Source organism: Sphingomonas sp. IW22 (assembly GCF_041321155.1).
GTDB lineage: Bacteria > Pseudomonadota > Alphaproteobacteria > Sphingomonadales > Sphingomonadaceae > Sphingomonas.
Window position 1 is genome coordinate 1,062,451 of record NZ_JBGGWB010000001.1, and the last position, 16,675, is coordinate 1,079,125.

A 16,675-nucleotide genomic window follows, 5' to 3' on the forward strand; every position below is an offset into this window, starting at 1 on the left:
GAACGGTGGCCGCGAAGCCCTGTTGCGGTTCGGCCCGCAGGGTGGAGAGGTCGTGCTGGCGGCCCTGCCCCCGTTCGAGGAGGCGAACCGCCTGCGGACCTTTTTCGTCACCCTGCTGCGCGCGCTGGGCGACCATGGCATCGGCGCGGCATTGCCCGACATGCCCGGCCAGGGCGAGAGCATCTGGCCGACCGAGCGCGCGGCGCTGGACGACTGGCGCAGCGCCTTTGCCGCGGCGGAGGAAAAACTGACGCGGGCGGGTGCGCGGGTGCATGTGGCAGCGATTCGGGGCGGCGCGCTGTTCGACGGGCGCGCCAATTGCCAGTCGCGCTGGCACTTTGCGCCGCTGACCGGGGCCGCTTTGGTTCGCGACATGGTGCGCGCGAAACAGGCCGCTGCACGCGAATCGGGTAAGGATTTCGATCCCAGGGCGATTGCGGGCGACGGGCCGCCGGTCGAGCTGGCGGGCCATTGCATCAGCCGGGCGATGCTGGCGGAGCTTCAGGGTGCGGCACCCTTTGCCGGACCGGGGCTCCGAACGCTGCGCTTGGATACCGACACCGCACCCGCCGACCGCAAGATCCTCGCCCGGCCGCTTTGGCGTCGCGCCGATCCGCAAAACAATCCCGCCCTGGCGCGCGAACTGGCCGCCGACCTTGCCCAGTGGGTCAAGCAATGCGCGAGTTGATCCCCTTTCGCTGCGGCAGCGACACGTTGCTGGGCACGCTCGACCGGGCGGAGGGGACACGTGGCCTGTTGATCGTGTCGGCGGGGAATGAACCCCGGATCGGCGCGCATCGTGGCATGGCGCTGATGGCGGCGCGGCTGGCGGATCGCGGGCATCCGGTATTCCGCTTCGACCGGCGTGGGATCGGCGATTCGACCGGCTCCAATCGCGGGTTCGAGGAAAGCGGCCCCGACATCGCCGCCGCCATCGCGGCCTTTCGCCACGCGATGCCGTCGCTGATCCATGTCACCGGCTTTGGCATGGGCGACGCGGCAAGCGCGCTGGCGCTGCACGACACCCCTGGCATCGACGCGCTGGTGCTGGCCAATCCGTGGATCGTCGATCCCGCCGAGCCCGTCACGCCCACCGCCGAGGAGTCGCCGCTGGCCTGGGGCAAGCGGTTGCTGACCCGCCGCCTGAACATCGCAAGGCGGGAAGGCGGCGCTGACACGCCGCCCGACCGGCTGGCGGGCCGGGTCGCAGCGGGCCTGGCGGGCAAGGGAGTGCCAGTCACCATCCTGACGGCGCAACGCGACAACGCGGCCATCGCCTTTACCCAAGCACTGGCGACACCCGCTTATGCGGAACTGGCCGACAGCGCCCAATTCGCGACACTCGACAGCGACAGTCCCAACCTCCACCGCGCCGACGAGCAGGCATGGCTGGACGGGCAATTGCTGGCGGCGCTGGCTGGCTGAATCGTCGGCCCGCCGACGCGCGGGCGATCAGGCGATGCGGGGGGCCAGAACTGCCATCAGCGCCTCGCACCCCGCCGCATCCGCCGCGTCGAAACGCGCCGGGCTGGGACTGTCGAGATCGAGCACGCCAATCAACCGCCCGTCATGGACGATCGGCACGACCAGTTCCGAACGGCTGGCCGCATCGCAGGCGATATGGCCGGGAAAGGCATGGACATCCTCAACCCGCTGCGTCTCCCGCGTCTGGGCAGCGGTACCGCAAACCCCCTTGCCGAACGGGATGCGGATACACGCGGCCTTGCCCTGAAACGGGCCAAGCACCAGCTCGCCATCGACGTTGCGATAAAAGCCGGCCCAGTTCAGGTCGGGCATCACCTGCCAGATCAGCGCCGCCGCATTGGCCATGTTGGCGATGGCGTCGGGCTCTCCGTCGGTCAGCGCATCCAGCGCAGCGGTCAGGTCGCGATACAGGCCGGGCTTGTCGTCGGCCGCGATGTCAAAGGCGTACATGCCGCGCCGATAGCCGCGCGGGACGGTTCAGTCGACCCATGACACTGCGGCGGCGGCATAACGATCATGCTGGGTATAGGCGACGGCGGCGGGCTGCACCGCGTCGGCGCTGCCGGCCGAGCGCAGATTGGACCCCTGATCGGGCAGCGAATAGCCCCGCATGCTGGCGTGCAGCGCCTCACCCGTGGCGAAGCTGCCCAGCATCATGCCCAGCGGCACGCCCAGCGCGACCACGGCAACCGACAGGACAATCAAAAGGCGAAACGTGCGAAACATGCGGCCATCTCCCTGTCGGTCACAACAAAAAGGCGCCGACAGGGTTCCCGGTCATTTCAGCAGCGATGGCCCATCCTTGACCAGCTTGGCGCGGATCTTGTCCGCAAACAGCGCCAGCATGGGCGGCAGGTCCACCTCGGCACGGACCCGGCCTTCCAGCAGCTCGATCTTCGCCGCCACACGCTGGCCCAGCGCCTGCATCGTGACCGTCATCAGCCGGTCGCTTTCCCAATGATGCTCGACGACCTCGCCACCGGGGATCATCGCGCCCAGCTTTCCGATGCCGCCGTCGATCCGCTGGCGCAGATCGTCATTCGACAGCTGGTGGGGGATTTCGACCGTTACCGGGTCGCTCATGTCATTGCTCCGTGGCGAAAAGTTGCGCGTCGTCGGCAAACGCCTTGAACTCAAGGGCGTTGCCGCTGGGGTCGCGAAAGAACATCGTCGCCTGTTCGCCGGGCCGCCCCTTGAAGCGGATATGCGGGGCGATGCCGAACGTGATGCCCGCTGCCTCTACCCGTTCGGCCAATGCGTGCCAGTCATCCATCGTCAGCACGACGCCGAAATGCGGCACGGGCACGTCATGCCCGTCGACCGGGTTGGTGTGCCCCGCCGGCCGCGCGCCGGGGTCGAGATGGGCGACGATCTGGTGGCCCATCAGGTCGAAGTCGATCCACTGTTCGCTCGATCGCCCTTCGCGACAACCCAGCACATCGCCGTAAAAGGCGCGCGCGGCGGCAAGATCATGGACGGGAAAGGCAAGATGAAAGGGGCGCAGGCTGCTCATCCCCCACCCCTGCCACAACCACGCGGCAAAAGGGAGGCCGCGACGCGCGCGACCTCCCTATCCCTGTTGCCCAATCGGAAATCAGTAGCGCGGCACCGCGACCAGTGCGGCAACCTCTGGCTCGACCGTCACCGTGCCCCGGCGCAGCACGACACCATCCTCGGCCATTTCCTTGATGAAATCGGTCTCGGCATCAGCGACTTCGCGCTCGAATTCGGCGATCACCTCGGCACGGTCGGCGTCGCTGTCGGCGCCGCGCAGGTCGTTTTTCAGCTCCCGGCGCGCTTCGGACAGGTCGGTCTTGTAGTCCAGATAATGCGAATTGCTGTCGTCGAACATGCCGGCATATTTGTCGCCGGCCATGGCGGCGGGGGCGGCAGTCAGCGCCGCGATAGCTGCGGCGCAGGCGAACATAGGCTTGATCATCGTCTTGCTCCTTGCTCGTTGCGAACAGGGGACAAAACAATGGGCGCCCGGTCGCCGTTCCTTTATCGGGGGTTCAGGAAGCGGCCAACCGCGACTGGACGCACAGCGACTTTCCAATGTTAACAGGCATTTGGGCCGCCTGTAATGCGACCAACACCTAGCCGTTCCGCGCGACGAAACGTGCCATGCGGCCGCCGGGTCGAGTTGCGCTCAAGCCTTGTAAAGTGCGTCCAGCCGCTCGCCATAGACGCGCTTCAGGATATGGCGGCGGATTTTCAGGCTGGGGGTCATTTGCTGGTTCTCGATCGCAAAGGGTTCGTCGGCGATGATGAACCGACGCACACGCTCGATCTGGGACAGGTCCTGGTTCACCCGCTCCACCGCCGCGCTCAGGGCCGCACGATATTCTGGGTTGCGTGATAGGGCCGCGAAATCGCAACTGGCGCCACCCTTGGCGCAAAAACTCTGCGTCCATTCGGGGTCGGGCACCAGCACCGCCACCATATAAGGCTTGCGGTCGCCATAGATCATTGCCTGCACGATCTCGTTCTGCAGGGTCAGCATCCCCTCGATCTTTTGCGGGGCGACATTGTCGCCCTTGTCATTGACGATGATGTCCTTCTTGCGATCGGTGATCTTGATGCGGCCCTTGTCGTCGATGATGCCGATATCCCCGGTGTGCAGCCACCCCTCCTTCAGCACGCGCGCGGTTTCGGCGTCATTCCGCCAGTAACCGTGCATCACCAGTTCCCCGCGAACCAGGATTTCGCCGTCATCGGCGATCCGCACCTCGGTATTGACCAGCGGCGGACCGACCGTGTCCATCTTCAGCCCCGCCGACGGGCGGTTGCACGAAATGACGGGTGCCGCTTCGGTCTGGCCATAGCCTTGCAGAAACGTCAGGCCCAATGCCTGAAAGAAATTGCCGACTTCCGGGTTCAGCGGCGCGCCGCCCGACACCATCGCCTTCATCCGGCCGCCGAACCGCTTGGCGATCTTGGGCTTCAGCAGTTGGTTGACGGCCAGCTGCGCGGGCAGGTCGCCGATCGGCGTGCGGCCCGTGATGACGCGCTTTCCCTCGATCTCGACCGCGCGGTCCAGCAGCCAGGCGGGCAGCTTGCCCTGTTTCTCGATCGCCTTGGAAATGCGCTGGCGCAGCACTTCGAACAGTCGCGGCACCACGACCATGATCGTCGGGCGCGTCTCCTCGATATTCGACGCCAGCTTGTCCAGCCCTTCGGCGTAATAGATTTCGGCGCCCAGCCCGATGGGAAAATGCTGCCCGCCCGTATGTTCATAAGCGTGGCTGAGCGGCAGGAACGACAGGAACACTTCCTCTTCCCAGCCGAAATCCTCGCTGATGACCGTGCAGCATCCCTCCACATTGTGCAGGATCGCGCCGTGATGCTGCATCACGCCACGCGGGCTGCCCCCCGTGCCGCTGGTATAGATGATGCAGGCCAGATCACCGCGCTTGAAAAAGGCCTGTGCGGCCATTGTGTCGGCGCTGGTCGGATGATCGGCGATCAGATCCGCCCATTGGTGATATTCCAGCGCGCCCGACTGACTGGCACGAAGCGGCTCGATGCCGATGATATGCTGCGCCGTGCCCGCGCGGATGGCGGCCGGCAACAATGTGCGCGCCAGCTTTGCATCCGACACGATGATCGCCCGCGCGCCCGAATTTTCGATGATGTGCTGGTGATCGCGTTCGGTGTTGGTGGTGTAGGTCGGCACCGTCACGCAACCCGCCGCCATGATCGCCAGGTCGCTGATGCACCATTCGGGCCGGTTCTCGCTGACCAGCATCACCCGCTCGCCGGGGTTCAGGCCCAGCGACTTGATCGCTGTGGCCAGCGACGCGACCTGATCGGCGGCTTCGGCCCAGCTGGTCGACACCCATTTGCCGTCGCGTTTGGCCCACAGGAACGGCCTGCTCCCCCGTTCGCGCGCACGGGCGAAGAACATCGTCACCAGATTGGGAAAGTGTTCGAGCTTGCGCGACATCGGGTTCCTGCTCCTGCGGGCGCCCCGGCGGGTCGCCGCTTCCTTTTTTCCCTGATACTTCGGCTTTTGCGGGCGGCATAGCCCGCCGATGCGAACCGGCGGTTGGCGCGCGCGCGCCGCTGCCCTATCGCGAGTGCGAACGGTCCGCTCGAGACCGCATGACAGGGAACCCCCATGATGCGCCTCCTCCGCCCCCTTGCCGCCATGGCTGCAACCGCCGCACTGACGCTGGCGGGTTGCGCCCCGGCTCCGCACGCCGCCACGCTGGGCAAGGCCGCAAGCGCAGCCCCCGCCGCAAAACAGATGTTCGTGGTCGCCGCCAACCCGCTGGCAGCAGAGGCGGGCATGGCCGTGTTGCGCCGGGGCGGCAGCGCCGTGGACGCGGCCATTGCGGTGCAGGCGATGCTGTCGCTGGTCGAACCGCAAAGTTCCGGCATGGGCGGCGGCGCGTTCATGACCTATTTCGATGCTTCGGCCGAGCGGGTCCGCGTCTATGACGGGCGCGAAAAGGCGCCGGCGGGGGCGACGCCGTCGATGTTCCTCGGCCCCGATGGCAAGCCGCTGCCCTTTCGGCAGGCGGTAGTCAGCGGGCGTGCGACCGGCGTGCCCGGCGCTGTGGCGATGCTGGCGGCGGCGCACCGCGCACATGGCAAGCTGCCATGGTCCAGCCTGTTCACCGATGCAGAGCGGACGGCGCGGGACGGCTTCACCGTCTCCCCCCGCCTGGCCCGCTTCCTGACCGGCAGCTTCCCCCAGCTTCAGGCGCCCGACGCGCGCCGTTATTTCACCGAGGCCGATGGCACGCTGCTCGACGCGGGCGACCGGCTGACCAATCCCGATTACGCCGCCTTTCTCGGTCGCCTCGCGGCTCAGGGCCCGGACGCGCTGTACAAGGGGCAGACCGCCGCACGCATCGTCCAGAAAACACGCGCTGCCCCGCTGGAAGGCACGATGACGCTGGCCGACCTTGCCGCCTACAAACCCGTCGAGCGAGAGGCGCTGTGTGAGCCGTGGGCGGGCTATCGCGCCTGCGTGCCGCCGCCGCCATCATCGGGTGTCGGCATGCTGATGCTGCTCAAGTTGCTGGAGCGCACCGACATCGCCCGGCGCGGGCCGACCGACCCACAGGCATGGTTCCTGTTCGAAGAGGCCAACCGCGTGATGTTCGCCGACCGCGACCGTTATGTCGGCGACCCCGCCTTTGTCCGCGTGCCGGTCAAGGGGATGCTCGACCCCGCCTATCTCGACAAGCGCGCGGCGCTGATCGGGGACCGGGCGGGTGCGCCGCCAGCCTATGGCACCCCCGCCGGCGCGCCTGTCGTCGGCGCCGACCGTACCGCCGAACCGGCGGGCACCACGCATTTCATCGTCGGTGACGCCCGCGGCAATGTCGTGTCGATCACCTCGACGGTCGAATCGATCTTCGGCACCGGCCGCATGGTCGACGGCTTTTTCCTGAACAATCAGCTGACCGATTTCAGCTTCTCCCCGACCGAGTCCGACGGCACGCCCGCCGCCAATGCGGTCGGGGGGGGCAAGCGGCCGCGCTCGTCGATGACGCCAATGATTCTGGTCGACGCACAGGGCCGGTTCGCCGGTGCGATCGGCTCGGCGGGCGGCAATGCCATCCTGCCCTATGTCGGCAAGTCGCTGGTCGCCAGCGTGTGGTGGGGCCTGTCGATGCAGGAAGCGCTGGCGCTGCCCAATCTGGTCGCGCGCGGGCGCGGGATGAGCGGTGAAGTCGGCAAGTTCGCGCCCGGCGTGATCCAGGGGCTGGCCGCGCGCGGCGTGACGCTGACGCCGGGTCAGGGTGAGGATTCGGGCGTCCACGCCGTGCTGGTCCGCGATGGCCGCATCGACGGCGGCTACGACCCCCGGCGGGAGGGGCGCGTGCTGGTCGAACCGGCACGCTGACCCCCGCTTATTTCAACCGGGCAGCGTGCCAGGCCAGATGATCGGCCATGAAGGTCGAGATGAAATAATAGCTGTGGTCATATCCCGAATGCAGGCGGAAGGTCAGGTCGATCCCGGCCTTCTCGCATGCCGCCGCCAGCAGATGCGGGCGAAGCTGCTCGACCAGGAAATTGTCCGCTGCACCCTGATCCACCAGCAGCGCGTCGACCCGCGCGCCGTCCTCGATCAAGGCGACGGCATCGTGCCGCCGCCACGCGGCGTGGTCCTGCCCCAGATAACCGCCCAGCGCCTTGTGCCCCCACGGCACCTGTGACGGCGCGACGATCGGCGCAAAGGCGCTGATGGCGCGAAACCGCTCCGCATGGGTCAGGCCGATGGTCAGCGCGCCGTGGCCGCCCATCGAATGCCCCATGATCGACTGACGATCCATGTCCGCGGAAAATTGCGCGCCGATCAGCGCGGGCAGTTCTTCGGTGACATAGGACCACATGGCATAATGCCGATCGAACGGCGCCTGTGTCGCATCGACATAGAATCCGGCGCCCAGTCCGAAATCATAGGCGCCGTCGGGATCGTCCGGCACCCCCTCCCCGCGCGGCGACGTGTCGGGCGCAACGAATATCAGCCCGTGTTCGGCACATGCCCGGCGATATTCGCCCTTCTCGGTCACATTGGCATGGGTGCAGGTCAGGCCCGACAGATACCAGACCACCGGCAACCGCGCCCCCGGCGCATGATCGGGAACATAGACCGAAAAGGTCATGTCGGTTCCCGTCGCGCTCGACGCATGGCGATAAACACCCTGCGTCCCGCCAAAGGCGCGCGCGGTCGAGACGGTTTCGATCGTCATGCGCCGCCCATCATCTTGAGCGCGCACAGCTTGTTGCCGTCGGGGTCGCGCAGATAGGCGAGATAGATGCCGCCGCGCGCGCCCTTGTCGCGAATGCCCGGCGGATCCTCGCACGCGGTGCCGCCATGGGCCAGGCCTGCGGCGTGCCAGGCATCACCCTGTTCCGGGCTGTCGACGGCAAAGCCGATCGTCACGCCATTGCCGTCGCTGGCCGCTTCCCCGTCCAGCGGTTCGCCCACGATCAGCATCGCGCTGTCGCGCTGCCAGAACCAGCGATTGCGGTCGGTGTCCTTCCAGCTTTTGGCGCCGCCCAGCGCATCCATGATCGCGTCATAGAAGCGCTTGGACCGCTCGACATCATTGCTGCCCAGATGAATGTGGCTGAACATCGCAGGTCCTCCCCTTTTCCGCTCAGTAAACCACAACGCTGCGGATGCTTTCGCCCGCATGCATCAGGTCGAAGCCCTTGTTGATTTCCTCAAGGCTCAGGACATGGGTGATCATCGGGTCGATCTGGATTTTTCCGTCCATGTACCAGTCGACGATCTTGGGCACGTCGGTCCGGCCCTTGGCGCCACCGAACGCCGTGCCGCGCCAGTTGCGGCCCGTGACCAGCTGGAACGGGCGGGTTGCGATCTCCTTGCCCGCCTCGGCCACGCCGATGATCACGCTGGTGCCCCAGCCACGATGGCAGGATTCCAGCGCGGTGCGCATCACCTCGACATTGCCCGTGCAGTCAAAGCTATAATCGGCGCCGCCATCGGTCAGCTCCAGCACCTTCGCGATCGTGTCCTCACGCGAGAGGCCCCTGGAATTGAGGAAATCGGTCATGCCGAAACGGCGGCCCCATTCCTCACGATCGGCATTGATGTCGACGCCGATGATCTTGCCCGCACCCGCCAGCTTCGCGCCCTGAATCACGTTCAGGCCGATGCCGCCCAGGCCGAACACCACGACATTGTCGCCCACCTGCACCTTGGCGGTGTTGACCACCGCGCCCACGCCCGTCGTCACGCCGCAGCCGATATAGCAGCTGGTCTTGAACGGCGCGTCCTCACGGATTTTGGCGACCGCGATTTCGGGCAGGACGGTAAAGTTCGAAAAGGTGGAACAGCCCATATAGTGAAAGATCGGCTGGCCCTTGTACGAAAAGCGGGTGGTGCCGTCCGGCATCAGCCCCTTGCCCTGCGTCGCGCGGATCGCGGTGCACAGGTTGGTCTTGCCCGACAGGCACGACTTACACTGGCGGCATTCGGGGGTGTAGAGCGGGATGACGTGGTCGCCGGGTACCACGCTGGTCACGCCCGCGCCCACTTCGCGCACGATGCCCGCGCCTTCATGGCCCAGCACGCTGGGAAAGATTCCCTCGCTGTCCAACCCGTCCAGCGTATAGGCATCGGTATGGCAGATGCCGGTCGCCATGATTTCGACCAGCACTTCGCCCGCCTTTGGCCCCTCAAGATCGAGTTCGACGATTTCGAGCGGCTTTTTCGCTTCGAACGCGACGGCGGCGCGGGTCTTCATACCGGTTGCTCCCTGAATGCTGTTGTTGCCGCCATATGGGCCAGCCGGCGATGGATTTGAACCATTCGGCGGCTGAAACAATGTTGCGTTGCATACAATTTTTACGGGCATTTGCGTTCGTATACCCTTGACGCAAAATGCTGCATGGGCGAAGCGTCCGGCCCGTATGAAGAACATTCTCCCCCTCGCCGCGGCTGCTGCCGCCCTGTCGCTCGCCGCCTGCAACAATGAGCCTGAGGTGATCGACACCCGCCCGCGCGATCCGTACGCTGCGGAACTCGCAAATGCCGCGCCCGTCGAACTGCCGCCCGCCATGAAGGCCTCGGTCTCGTTCCGCTGCAAGGACAACAGCCTGCTGTATGTCGACTTCTTCCAGGGCGACAAGCTGGCCAACCTGCGCACCGAAAAGGGCGGCACCCCGACCGCGCTGACCGCCGAGGAAGCGGGCCAGCCGCTGACGGCCGAAGGCTATTCGCTGACCGGCGACGAAGAGAACATCACGGTCAAGGTGCCTGGCAAGGACGAGATGACCTGCCACGTCTGATCCTGTACGATCCGAACAACGAAAGGGCCGGTGGCAAAGCGCCTCCCGGCCCTTTTTGCTGCCCGCACCTCTTGCGTGCCCCGCATGGGCAAGGCAGCTTTGGCGGAACCGAGGAAAGGGCCAAGCTACGTGGCGGTGATCGCGGTCTACAGCCTGAAGGGCGGGGTTGGAAAAACGACCCTGTCGGTCAACCTTGCCTGGTGCGCGGCAAATATCTCGTCGCGGCGAACGCTGTTATGGGATCTCGACCCGCAGGCCGCCTCGACCTGGCTGATGGGCGGCGACACCAGTGCGCGCGATCAGGCACAGGCGATCTTTACGAAAGATGTGGAGGCCGAACGCCTGATCCGCCCGACCGCGTTCGACCGGATCGACCTGATCGGCGCCGACACCTCGCTTCGCAGCCTGGACCGAGTGTTTCACGAACTGGACAAGAAGAAGCGGCTGGCCAAGCTGGTCGCCGCGCTGGACAAGGCATATGACCGGCTGATCCTCGACTGTCCGCCCGGCCTGACCGAAACCAGCGAACAGGTGATGCGCGCCGCCGACCTGATCGTCGTGCCCGTGATCCCCTCCCCCCTGTCGACCCGCGCGTTCGAGGAAGTGGTGGCGCATCTCGATGCCAAGCGCGGCAAGGTGCCGTTGCTGCCCGTCCACGCCATGGTCGACCGCCGCCGCAAGCTGCATGCAGAGACGCTGGCCGCCCAGCCCGACTGGCCCGTCATCCCGATGGCCAGCCTGGTGGAGGGGATGGCCGCGCGCCGGGCCCCCGTCGGCAGCTTCGCGCCGCGCAGCACGGCCGCTAAGGCCTTTGGCGAATTATGGCGTGCCATCGAAAAGCGCCTGTCGAAGGCGAAATGACCCGGCGGCTGTCCCTTTACCAGCAACTGGACCCCGAAACGGTGTTGCGCGCCTATGCCATGGGCGTGTTTCCGATGGCCGACCACCGCGATGCCCCCGGCGTCTATTGGGTCGAACCGCGGATGCGCGGCGTGTTGCCGCTCGATGGATTTCATCTGTCGCGCTCGCTCAAGAAAACGATTGCTCAGGACCGCTTTCGGGTCACGGCAAATCAGGCCTTCGACGCGATCATCGCGCTGTGCGGCGAAAGCGCAGCCGATCGGACCGAAACCTGGATCAACCCGACCATCGCCCATATCTTTGTGCGGCTGCACCAGATGGGATTCGCGCAGTCGGTCGAATGTTGGGACGGGGATCGGCTGGTCGGCGGTCTGTACGGGCTGGCGCTGGGTCGCGCCTTTTTCGGTGAAAGCATGGTCAGCCGCGCGACCGACGCGTCAAAGGTGGCGCTGGCCTGGCTGGTCGCACGGTTACGCCTTGGCGGATTCAGCTTGCTCGACTGCCAGTTTCAGACCGACCATCTGCGATCCATGGGCGCGGTCGAGATCCGACGCGACGCCTATATGGCGTTGCTGAGCGCCGCGTTGGGGCCGTCCGCTGGCGGGCTGCTTTCCGACGCGCCGGTCGTGACCGGTTCGTTCGGCGCACTCGACCGCCTGGGCGCTGCCGATCCGCCGGATGCGGGGGCAGCATTGGTACCGCCATCGGGGAAGGACATCGTGCAGCTTTTGACCCAGACGTCATAGATCGGGTGTTGAACGACGTTCAGCGAGGGCCGCTCCTTGAACACCCAGCCGGAAAAGGCGCGACGCCATTTGCGGTCCAGGGCGCGAACGTCCAGCTGCACGAACGCGCCGGTATATTGCTCCGGCTCCCATGGTCCGGTGCGCTCGCACGCGCGAAGCCGCACGACGACATTGCCCGCCCGCAGCGCCTGCCCTGGCTTCATGGTCAGGTCGCGGCTTTCGCCATTGCGCTTGTTCAGCAGGCCAAGGACGGCGACCCGCTCCGCCATCGGAGTCACGCCCTTCGTCACCACGGTGGCGCTTTCGGCGATCGCCACGACGTCGCCGGGCGCCGCCGTATCGCTGCCCGCCGGTCCGCTGGCCGAAGGCAGCGCCGCATTGGGGGGCGGGCCGCTGCCCTGTGCGGAGTCGCGGCTGTCACGCCACGCGGCAAAGCCCAGCCAGCCGCCGATGGCGATCAGCAGGGCAAGCGCAATCGCGCCGATCCACTTGATTCGAGGGCTCACGCCTCGGGCGACCACGCCTCGTAATCGCCGGTCGCGCGGATGCGGTCACCCCCCTTTTCCAGCGCACCCGGCGGGCGATAGGCCAAAGCGGTGCCCGTCATGTTAGGCATTGCCGGCTGCTGCCATGCGCGATGCGGCGGCAACGCCCGGTCGGGCACGTCGTCGATCTGGTGATGCAACCAGCTGAACCATTCGGGGGGCACGCCACTGGCGTCGTTCGACCCCTTGTAGATCACCCAACGGCGCGGGCGACCGGCCGTGTCGGAGCCGCCCTGCCAGTAGGCATTGCCAAGGTCGTCGGTACCGACGCGCGTCTTGCCGCGCAGACCGATCAGCGTGCCGATGGTGGCGCCATTCCACCAGGTGAAGATGTTCAGACCCATATCCAGCCCTTTACGGTGCAGTGACGACACTGGCAACGCGACATCGCCGAAATCAACGGCGGAACGGATCCTCGAACAGGGGCCGTTCCTCACCCTCTTCGCCGCTGCGCGACGCGGCTTCGCGTTCGGCGCGCAGCTGTTCGAGCAACGCTTCGCGATCACCCTCCAGCCGGGTGTCCTGCACTTCCTCGATGCCGGCGGCCTTGGCAGCCTTGGATACCAGCGCATCCAGCTCGCGCTGCGAACACAGGCCCAGCGTCACCGGGTCCTTGGGCACGATATTGGCGATGTTCCAATGCGTGCGGTCGCGGATCGCGGCGATGGTCGTGCGCGTCGTGCCGATCAGCTTGGAAATCGCGCCATCCGACACTTCGGGATGGTTGCGGATGATCCATGCGATGCCATCGGGCTTGTCCTGACGCTTGCTGACCGGCGTATAGCGCGGCCCCTTGGTCCGGCGCACCTGCTCCGGCCCCTTCAGGATGCGGAGGCGGTAATCGGGGTTCTTCTGACCCTTCTCGATTTCCTCCATCGTCAGTTCGTGCGCGCGGACGGGATCGCGCCCGGTCAGCTTGGTCGCGGCGGTATCGTCCGCGATCGCCTGCACCTCAAGGATGTGGAGGCCGCAGAAATCGGCGATCTGCTCAAAGGAGAGCGCGGTATTGTCGACCAGCCAAGAGGCGGTCGCGTGCGGCATGAGCGGCTGAGCCACGGTGTCGGTCTCCGAAAACCTGATCGGCTTCAAAACAACAAGGGCCACCCCTTCCGGGGTGGCCGCTGAATATCCCCGACTTAGTGCAGCTACCGCGAAAGGGCAAGCCGCAGTGGTTCAGGCCGCCACCGCACTGCGATGAATGGGAACCAGCGCGTTCAGGAACTGGGTGGCACTGGCTTCCCAGGTGAAGCTGCGGCCATAAGCAGCGCACCGCGCGCGGTCGCGTTCCAGCGCGTTGGCAATGGCGACGCCCAGATCTTCATCCATCGCCCCGACATCCGACGACAATATATCGACCGGCCCGGTCACCGGATACGCCGCGACCGGCGTACCGCAGGCCAGCGCCTCGATCATCACCAGGCCAAAGGTATCGGTGCGGCTGGGAAAGACGAACACATCGGCGGCGGCATAGCATTGCGCCAGCTCGTCCCCAAAACGCGCGCCCAGGAACAGCGCGTCGGGATAGCCCCCCTCAAGCTGCGCGCGCGCGGGACCGTCGCCGACCACCACCTTGGTGCCGGGATGGTCGGTGCGCAAAAACGCCTCAAGATTCTTTTCGACCGCAACCCGCCCGACATAAAGCTGCACCGGTCCGGCAAGTCCCGTCATCTCTGGATGCGGGACGACCCCGGCATGAAAGCGGGTCAGATCGACGCCCCGTCCCCAATGGCTGACGCGGCGCAGGCCGTGTTCGTCCAACGTGCGCCGGATCGATGGCGTGGATGCCAGCACCGTCTGGGCAGGTGCGTGGAACCAGCGGATATAGCGCCATATCCACTCTGCCGGGACGCCCGACCGTGCGGAGACATAGTCGGGAAATTGCGTGTGATAGGCGGTGGTGAAGGGATAGCCCTGTCGCAGGCACCATCGCCGCGCGGCTACGCAGACCGGCCCTTCGGTCGCCAGATGGATGGCGTCGGGCGCGAAATCCTCGATCATTTGCCCCACAGTGGCAGTACGAACCATCGCCAGGCGGATTTCGGGATAGGTCGGGCACGGCAGCGAATAGAACAGGTCGGGCGAAATGACGCGCACGACGTGCCCCTGGCGCTCAAGCACTTCACGCACCGATTTCAACGTGCGGACGACGCCGTTGACCTGCGGCGCCCAGGCGTCGGTGACGATGGCGATCCGCATCGAAGGGGGCGCCGCCGGGATCAGGCCGCCACACGCGTCACGGCGACGCCCTCGCGGACCTCGCGTGCCTTTATCTCATCGGCCCAATGCAGGATTTCCATCCGGCCATCCTCATGCTCGACCAGCGCCGTACAGCCCTCGACCCAGTCGCCATCGTTATAATAGTCAATGCCGTCGATCTTGCGATAGTCGGCGGTGTGAATATGTCCGGCGATCACGCCGTCGACACCGCGCAGCACGGCTTCGTGCGCGACGATCTCCTCGAACTTCGAAATGAACTCGACCGCGTTCTTCACCTTGTGCTTGGCATATTTGCTGAGCGACCAATAAGGCAGGTTCATCATCCGCCGCCAGCCATTCACCCAGCGGTTGAGCAGCATCATCAGGTGATAGGCCGCGTCCCCGGCATGGGCCAGCCAGCGATGCGACAGCGTGATCGCGTCGAATTCGTCGCCGTGCAGCACCAGCAGACGGCGGCCGTCGGCGGTGGTGTGGATCGCCTGTCGCTTGATCTTGACCCCGCCAAAGTTCAGACCGGTGAACTGGCGAAACATCTCGTCATGGTTGCCGGGGATATAGACGATGTCGGTACCCCGCTTGGCGCGTTTCAGGATGCGCCACACGATGTCGTTATGCGTCGAGGGCCAGTAGAACTTCTTCTTGAGCTGCCACCCGTCGAAAATGTCGCCGACCAGATACATGGTGTCGCTGTCGACATGGTCCAGAAAATCGATCAGCATTTCGGCATTGCAGCCGCGCGTGCCCAGATGGACGTCGCTGATCCAGACGGTGCGATAGCGGCGGCGCTCCACCCCCTCGCGTTCGGGAACATGCGGATGCGACGCCGCAAGGTCGCTGATGACGGCGTCGAACGAAAGCTGCGTGACGGTGCCCATGGCGATTTCCCCGGCAAGCCCTTGGCTTGGCGCTCCATGCAGCAACTTTGTTACAATGATTCGAAGTCCGGGTTACGCCATTGTCACATCGGCCGATCAGTCCATCGTCAGCACGATCTTGCCGATATGCTCCCCCGCCTCCATCCGGCGATGTGCCTCGGCTGCCTGTGCCAGCGGAAAGCTTCGGTCGATGACGGGCGTCAGCCGCCCTTCCTCGACATGCGGCCAGACATAATGCGACAATTCGTCGGCAACCATCGTCTTGAACTGAACGTCGCGGGCGCGCAGCGTCGATCCGGTCAGGGTCAGGCGGCGGCGCATGATCTCGAATACCGGGATCGTCGCTTCCGCACCGCGCTGCACCGCGATCGACACATGACGACCGTCATCGGCCAGGCATTTCAGATTGCGCGGCACATAATCCCCGCCGACCATGTCGAGCACGACCTGAACGCCCTTCCCGCCGGTCACGTCGCGCACCACTTCGACAAAATCCTGCTCGCGGTAGTTGATCGCGTGCGCCGCGCCCAGCTCCAGCGCCGCCTTGCACTTGGCATCGCTGCCTGCCGTGACGATGACGTTCAGCCCGAACAGCTCGCCCAGCGCGATCGCCATGGTGCCGATGCCGCTGGTGCCGCCATGCACCAGCACCGTGTCGCCCTCACCGGCAAAGCCGCGCTCGAACAGGTTGGTCCACACGGTGAACAGCGTCTCAGGCAGCGCCGCCGCCTCGACCATCGACAGGCTTTCGGGAACCGACAGGCACTGTCCGGTCGGCGCCACGCAATATTCGGCATAGCCGCCGCCCGCGACCAGCGCACAGACCGGCTGGCCCATCAGCATGTCGATCACCCCGCTGCCCACCGCCACCACGGTGCCCGCGACTTCCAGGCCGGGGATGCTCGACGCGCCCGGCGGCGGCGGATAGCCGCCCTGTCGCTGCAGCACGTCGGGCCGGTTCACGCCCGCAGCATCCACCCGGATCAGCACTTCGCCTTCGCCCGGTCGGGGCACCGGGCGTTCGACCAGTTCCAGCACGTCGGGGCCACCCGGTGCCTGAGGATCGATTGCACGCATCACGCCCGGAATTTCCATCGACGGTCCCGCCATACTGATCGTGGTAAACGGCGCGCTTATTGACATCGGCGCGCCTGCGGTCAACGCTTCG

Annotated in this window: 20 protein-coding genes and 1 pseudogene; 6 read left to right on the forward strand and 15 right to left on the reverse strand. The window is 65.9% G+C overall.

The window, feature by feature from the left end:
* Positions 1-22 precede the first annotated feature (22 nt).
* Both ACAX61_RS05350 and ACAX61_RS05355 read left to right on the forward strand, forming a co-directional pair.
* Complete coding sequence (locus ACAX61_RS05350) at positions 23-688, forward strand: alpha/beta hydrolase family protein (RefSeq protein WP_370713761.1); 666 nt, start codon at positions 23-25, stop codon at positions 686-688.
* Positions 676-1,425 carry a serine aminopeptidase domain-containing protein gene (locus ACAX61_RS05355; RefSeq protein WP_370713762.1) on the forward strand — a complete coding sequence of 250 codons (750 nt, stop codon included), beginning with the start codon at positions 676-678 and terminating at the stop codon, positions 1,423-1,425. The genes ACAX61_RS05350 and ACAX61_RS05355 overlap by 13 nt, the downstream gene beginning before the upstream one ends.
* A 27-nt stretch (positions 1,426-1,452) precedes the next feature.
* Here the strand turns inward: ACAX61_RS05355 and msrC are convergent, their stop codons facing one another.
* The 6 genes from msrC to ACAX61_RS05385 form a co-directional block, all read right to left on the reverse strand.
* Complete coding sequence (msrC, locus tag ACAX61_RS05360; protein WP_370713763.1) at positions 1,453-1,935, reverse strand: free L-methionine (R)-S-oxide reductase MsrC; 483 nt, start codon at positions 1,933-1,935, stop codon at positions 1,453-1,455.
* A gap of 27 nt (positions 1,936-1,962) precedes the next feature.
* On the reverse strand, positions 1,963-2,211 hold the full coding sequence (locus ACAX61_RS05365) for a hypothetical protein (protein ID WP_370713764.1): 249 nt from the start codon (positions 2,209-2,211) through the stop codon (positions 1,963-1,965).
* Positions 2,212-2,262: 51 nt separating this feature from the next.
* The gene (locus ACAX61_RS05370; RefSeq protein WP_370713765.1) at positions 2,263-2,568 is read right to left on the reverse strand and encodes a polyhydroxyalkanoic acid system family protein; all 306 of its coding nucleotides are present in this window, start codon (positions 2,566-2,568) and stop codon (positions 2,263-2,265) included.
* Position 2,569: 1 nt separating this feature from the next.
* Positions 2,570-2,998 (reverse strand): VOC family protein, encoded by a 429-nt coding sequence (locus tag ACAX61_RS05375; protein ID WP_370713766.1) that lies wholly within the window; start codon positions 2,996-2,998, stop codon positions 2,570-2,572.
* A gap of 81 nt (positions 2,999-3,079) precedes the next feature.
* The gene (locus tag ACAX61_RS05380; protein WP_370713767.1) at positions 3,080-3,424 is read right to left on the reverse strand and encodes a hypothetical protein; all 345 of its coding nucleotides are present in this window, start codon (positions 3,422-3,424) and stop codon (positions 3,080-3,082) included.
* Positions 3,425-3,634: 210 nt separating this feature from the next.
* Positions 3,635-5,431: an AMP-dependent synthetase/ligase gene (locus tag ACAX61_RS05385; protein WP_370713768.1), complete on the reverse strand. Its 1,797-nt coding sequence runs from the start codon at positions 5,429-5,431 to the stop codon at positions 3,635-3,637.
* Between the two features lie 204 nt (positions 5,432-5,635).
* Between ACAX61_RS05385 and ACAX61_RS05390 the strand changes: the two genes are divergently transcribed.
* Entirely contained in the window at positions 5,636-7,345 is a 1,710-nt protein-coding gene (locus tag ACAX61_RS05390) for a gamma-glutamyltransferase family protein (RefSeq protein ID WP_370713769.1), read from the forward strand.
* A gap of 7 nt (positions 7,346-7,352) precedes the next feature.
* Here the strand turns inward: ACAX61_RS05390 and fghA are convergent, their stop codons facing one another.
* From fghA to ACAX61_RS05405, 3 genes are read right to left on the reverse strand one after another with little or no spacing between them, the layout of a single operon-like run.
* Positions 7,353-8,195: an S-formylglutathione hydrolase gene (fghA, locus tag ACAX61_RS05395; RefSeq protein ID WP_370713770.1), complete on the reverse strand. Its 843-nt coding sequence runs from the start codon at positions 8,193-8,195 to the stop codon at positions 7,353-7,355.
* Positions 8,192-8,584: a VOC family protein gene (locus tag ACAX61_RS05400; RefSeq protein WP_370713771.1), complete on the reverse strand. Its 393-nt coding sequence runs from the start codon at positions 8,582-8,584 to the stop codon at positions 8,192-8,194. The genes fghA and ACAX61_RS05400 overlap by 4 nt, the downstream gene beginning before the upstream one ends.
* A gap of 22 nt (positions 8,585-8,606) precedes the next feature.
* The gene (locus ACAX61_RS05405) at positions 8,607-9,719 is read right to left on the reverse strand and encodes an S-(hydroxymethyl)glutathione dehydrogenase/class III alcohol dehydrogenase (RefSeq protein ID WP_370713772.1); all 1,113 of its coding nucleotides are present in this window, start codon (positions 9,717-9,719) and stop codon (positions 8,607-8,609) included.
* A gap of 166 nt (positions 9,720-9,885) precedes the next feature.
* Here ACAX61_RS05405 and ACAX61_RS05410 point away from each other — a divergent pair, with 166 nt between their 5' ends.
* From ACAX61_RS05410 to aat, 3 genes are all read left to right on the forward strand, one after another.
* Entirely contained in the window at positions 9,886-10,263 is a 378-nt protein-coding gene (locus ACAX61_RS05410) for a hypothetical protein (protein ID WP_370713773.1), read from the forward strand.
* A 129-nt stretch (positions 10,264-10,392) separates the two neighbouring features.
* On the forward strand, positions 10,393-11,124 hold the full coding sequence (locus ACAX61_RS05415; RefSeq protein WP_370713774.1) for a ParA family protein: 732 nt from the start codon (positions 10,393-10,395) through the stop codon (positions 11,122-11,124).
* Entirely contained in the window at positions 11,121-11,870 is a 750-nt protein-coding gene (gene aat, locus ACAX61_RS05420; RefSeq protein ID WP_370713775.1) for a leucyl/phenylalanyl-tRNA--protein transferase, read from the forward strand. The genes ACAX61_RS05415 and aat overlap by 4 nt, the downstream gene beginning before the upstream one ends.
* Before the next feature lie 35 nt (positions 11,871-11,905).
* Here the strand turns inward: aat and ACAX61_RS05425 are convergent.
* The 6 genes and pseudogenes from ACAX61_RS05425 to ACAX61_RS05450 all read right to left on the reverse strand — a co-directional run.
* Positions 11,906-12,139 (reverse strand): annotated as a pseudogene (locus tag ACAX61_RS05425) (DUF2155 domain-containing protein); the annotation flags it as partial.
* Between the two features lie 233 nt (positions 12,140-12,372).
* A complete protein-coding gene (locus ACAX61_RS05430) occupies positions 12,373-12,759 on the reverse strand; it encodes an NADH:ubiquinone oxidoreductase subunit NDUFA12 (protein WP_370713776.1) in 387 nt (128 codons plus the stop codon).
* A gap of 52 nt (positions 12,760-12,811) precedes the next feature.
* On the reverse strand, positions 12,812-13,456 hold the full coding sequence (locus ACAX61_RS05435; protein ID WP_370714910.1) for a DUF1013 domain-containing protein: 645 nt from the start codon (positions 13,454-13,456) through the stop codon (positions 12,812-12,814).
* 132 nt (positions 13,457-13,588) lie between these two features.
* Entirely contained in the window at positions 13,589-14,611 is a 1,023-nt protein-coding gene (locus tag ACAX61_RS05440) for a glycosyltransferase family 4 protein (protein ID WP_370713777.1), read from the reverse strand.
* A gap of 20 nt (positions 14,612-14,631) precedes the next feature.
* Positions 14,632-15,507, reverse strand: a complete 876-nt coding sequence (locus ACAX61_RS05445) for a UDP-2,3-diacylglucosamine diphosphatase (RefSeq protein WP_370713778.1) — start codon at positions 15,505-15,507, stop codon at positions 14,632-14,634.
* Between the two features lie 96 nt (positions 15,508-15,603).
* The gene (locus ACAX61_RS05450; RefSeq protein WP_370714911.1) at positions 15,604-16,584 is read right to left on the reverse strand and encodes an NAD(P)H-quinone oxidoreductase; all 981 of its coding nucleotides are present in this window, start codon (positions 16,582-16,584) and stop codon (positions 15,604-15,606) included.
* Positions 16,585-16,675: the final 91 nt, after the last annotated feature.

Bases quoted from the DNA above. Each gene is read 5' to 3' on its own strand.
- ACAX61_RS05365 (WP_370713764.1), bottom strand. From the start codon at position 2,211: ATGTTTCGCACGTTTCGCCTTTTGATTGTCCTGTCGGTTGCCGTGGTC.
- ACAX61_RS05405 (WP_370713772.1), bottom strand. From the start codon at position 9,719: ATGAAGACCCGCGCCGCCGTCGCGTTCGAAGCGAAAAAGCCGCTCGAA.
- ACAX61_RS05445 (WP_370713778.1), bottom strand. From the start codon at position 15,507: ATGGGCACCGTCACGCAGCTTTCGTTCGACGCCGTCATCAGCGACCTT.
- ACAX61_RS05440 (WP_370713777.1), bottom strand. From the start codon at position 14,611: ATGCGGATCGCCATCGTCACCGACGCCTGGGCGCCGCAGGTCAACGGC.
- fghA (WP_370713770.1), bottom strand. From the start codon at position 8,195: ATGACGATCGAAACCGTCTCGACCGCGCGCGCCTTTGGCGGGACGCAG.
- ACAX61_RS05390 (WP_370713769.1), top strand. From the start codon at position 5,636: ATGGCTGCAACCGCCGCACTGACGCTGGCGGGTTGCGCCCCGGCTCCG.
- ACAX61_RS05370 (WP_370713765.1), bottom strand. From the start codon at position 2,568: ATGAGCGACCCGGTAACGGTCGAAATCCCCCACCAGCTGTCGAATGAC.
- msrC (WP_370713763.1), bottom strand. From the start codon at position 1,935: ATGTACGCCTTTGACATCGCGGCCGACGACAAGCCCGGCCTGTATCGC.
- ACAX61_RS05430 (WP_370713776.1), bottom strand. From the start codon at position 12,759: ATGGGTCTGAACATCTTCACCTGGTGGAATGGCGCCACCATCGGCACG.
- ACAX61_RS05385 (WP_370713768.1), bottom strand. From the start codon at position 5,431: ATGTCGCGCAAGCTCGAACACTTTCCCAATCTGGTGACGATGTTCTTC.
- ACAX61_RS05450 (WP_370714911.1), bottom strand. From the start codon at position 16,584: ATGCGTGCAATCGATCCTCAGGCACCGGGTGGCCCCGACGTGCTGGAA.
- ACAX61_RS05400 (WP_370713771.1), bottom strand. From the start codon at position 8,584: ATGTTCAGCCACATTCATCTGGGCAGCAATGATGTCGAGCGGTCCAAG.
- ACAX61_RS05375 (WP_370713766.1), bottom strand. From the start codon at position 2,998: ATGAGCAGCCTGCGCCCCTTTCATCTTGCCTTTCCCGTCCATGATCTT.
- ACAX61_RS05355 (WP_370713762.1), top strand. From the start codon at position 676: ATGCGCGAGTTGATCCCCTTTCGCTGCGGCAGCGACACGTTGCTGGGC.
- ACAX61_RS05435 (WP_370714910.1), bottom strand. From the start codon at position 13,456: ATGCCGCACGCGACCGCCTCTTGGCTGGTCGACAATACCGCGCTCTCC.
- ACAX61_RS05410 (WP_370713773.1), top strand. From the start codon at position 9,886: ATGAAGAACATTCTCCCCCTCGCCGCGGCTGCTGCCGCCCTGTCGCTC.
- ACAX61_RS05380 (WP_370713767.1), bottom strand. From the start codon at position 3,424: ATGATCAAGCCTATGTTCGCCTGCGCCGCAGCTATCGCGGCGCTGACT.
- aat (WP_370713775.1), top strand. From the start codon at position 11,121: ATGACCCGGCGGCTGTCCCTTTACCAGCAACTGGACCCCGAAACGGTG.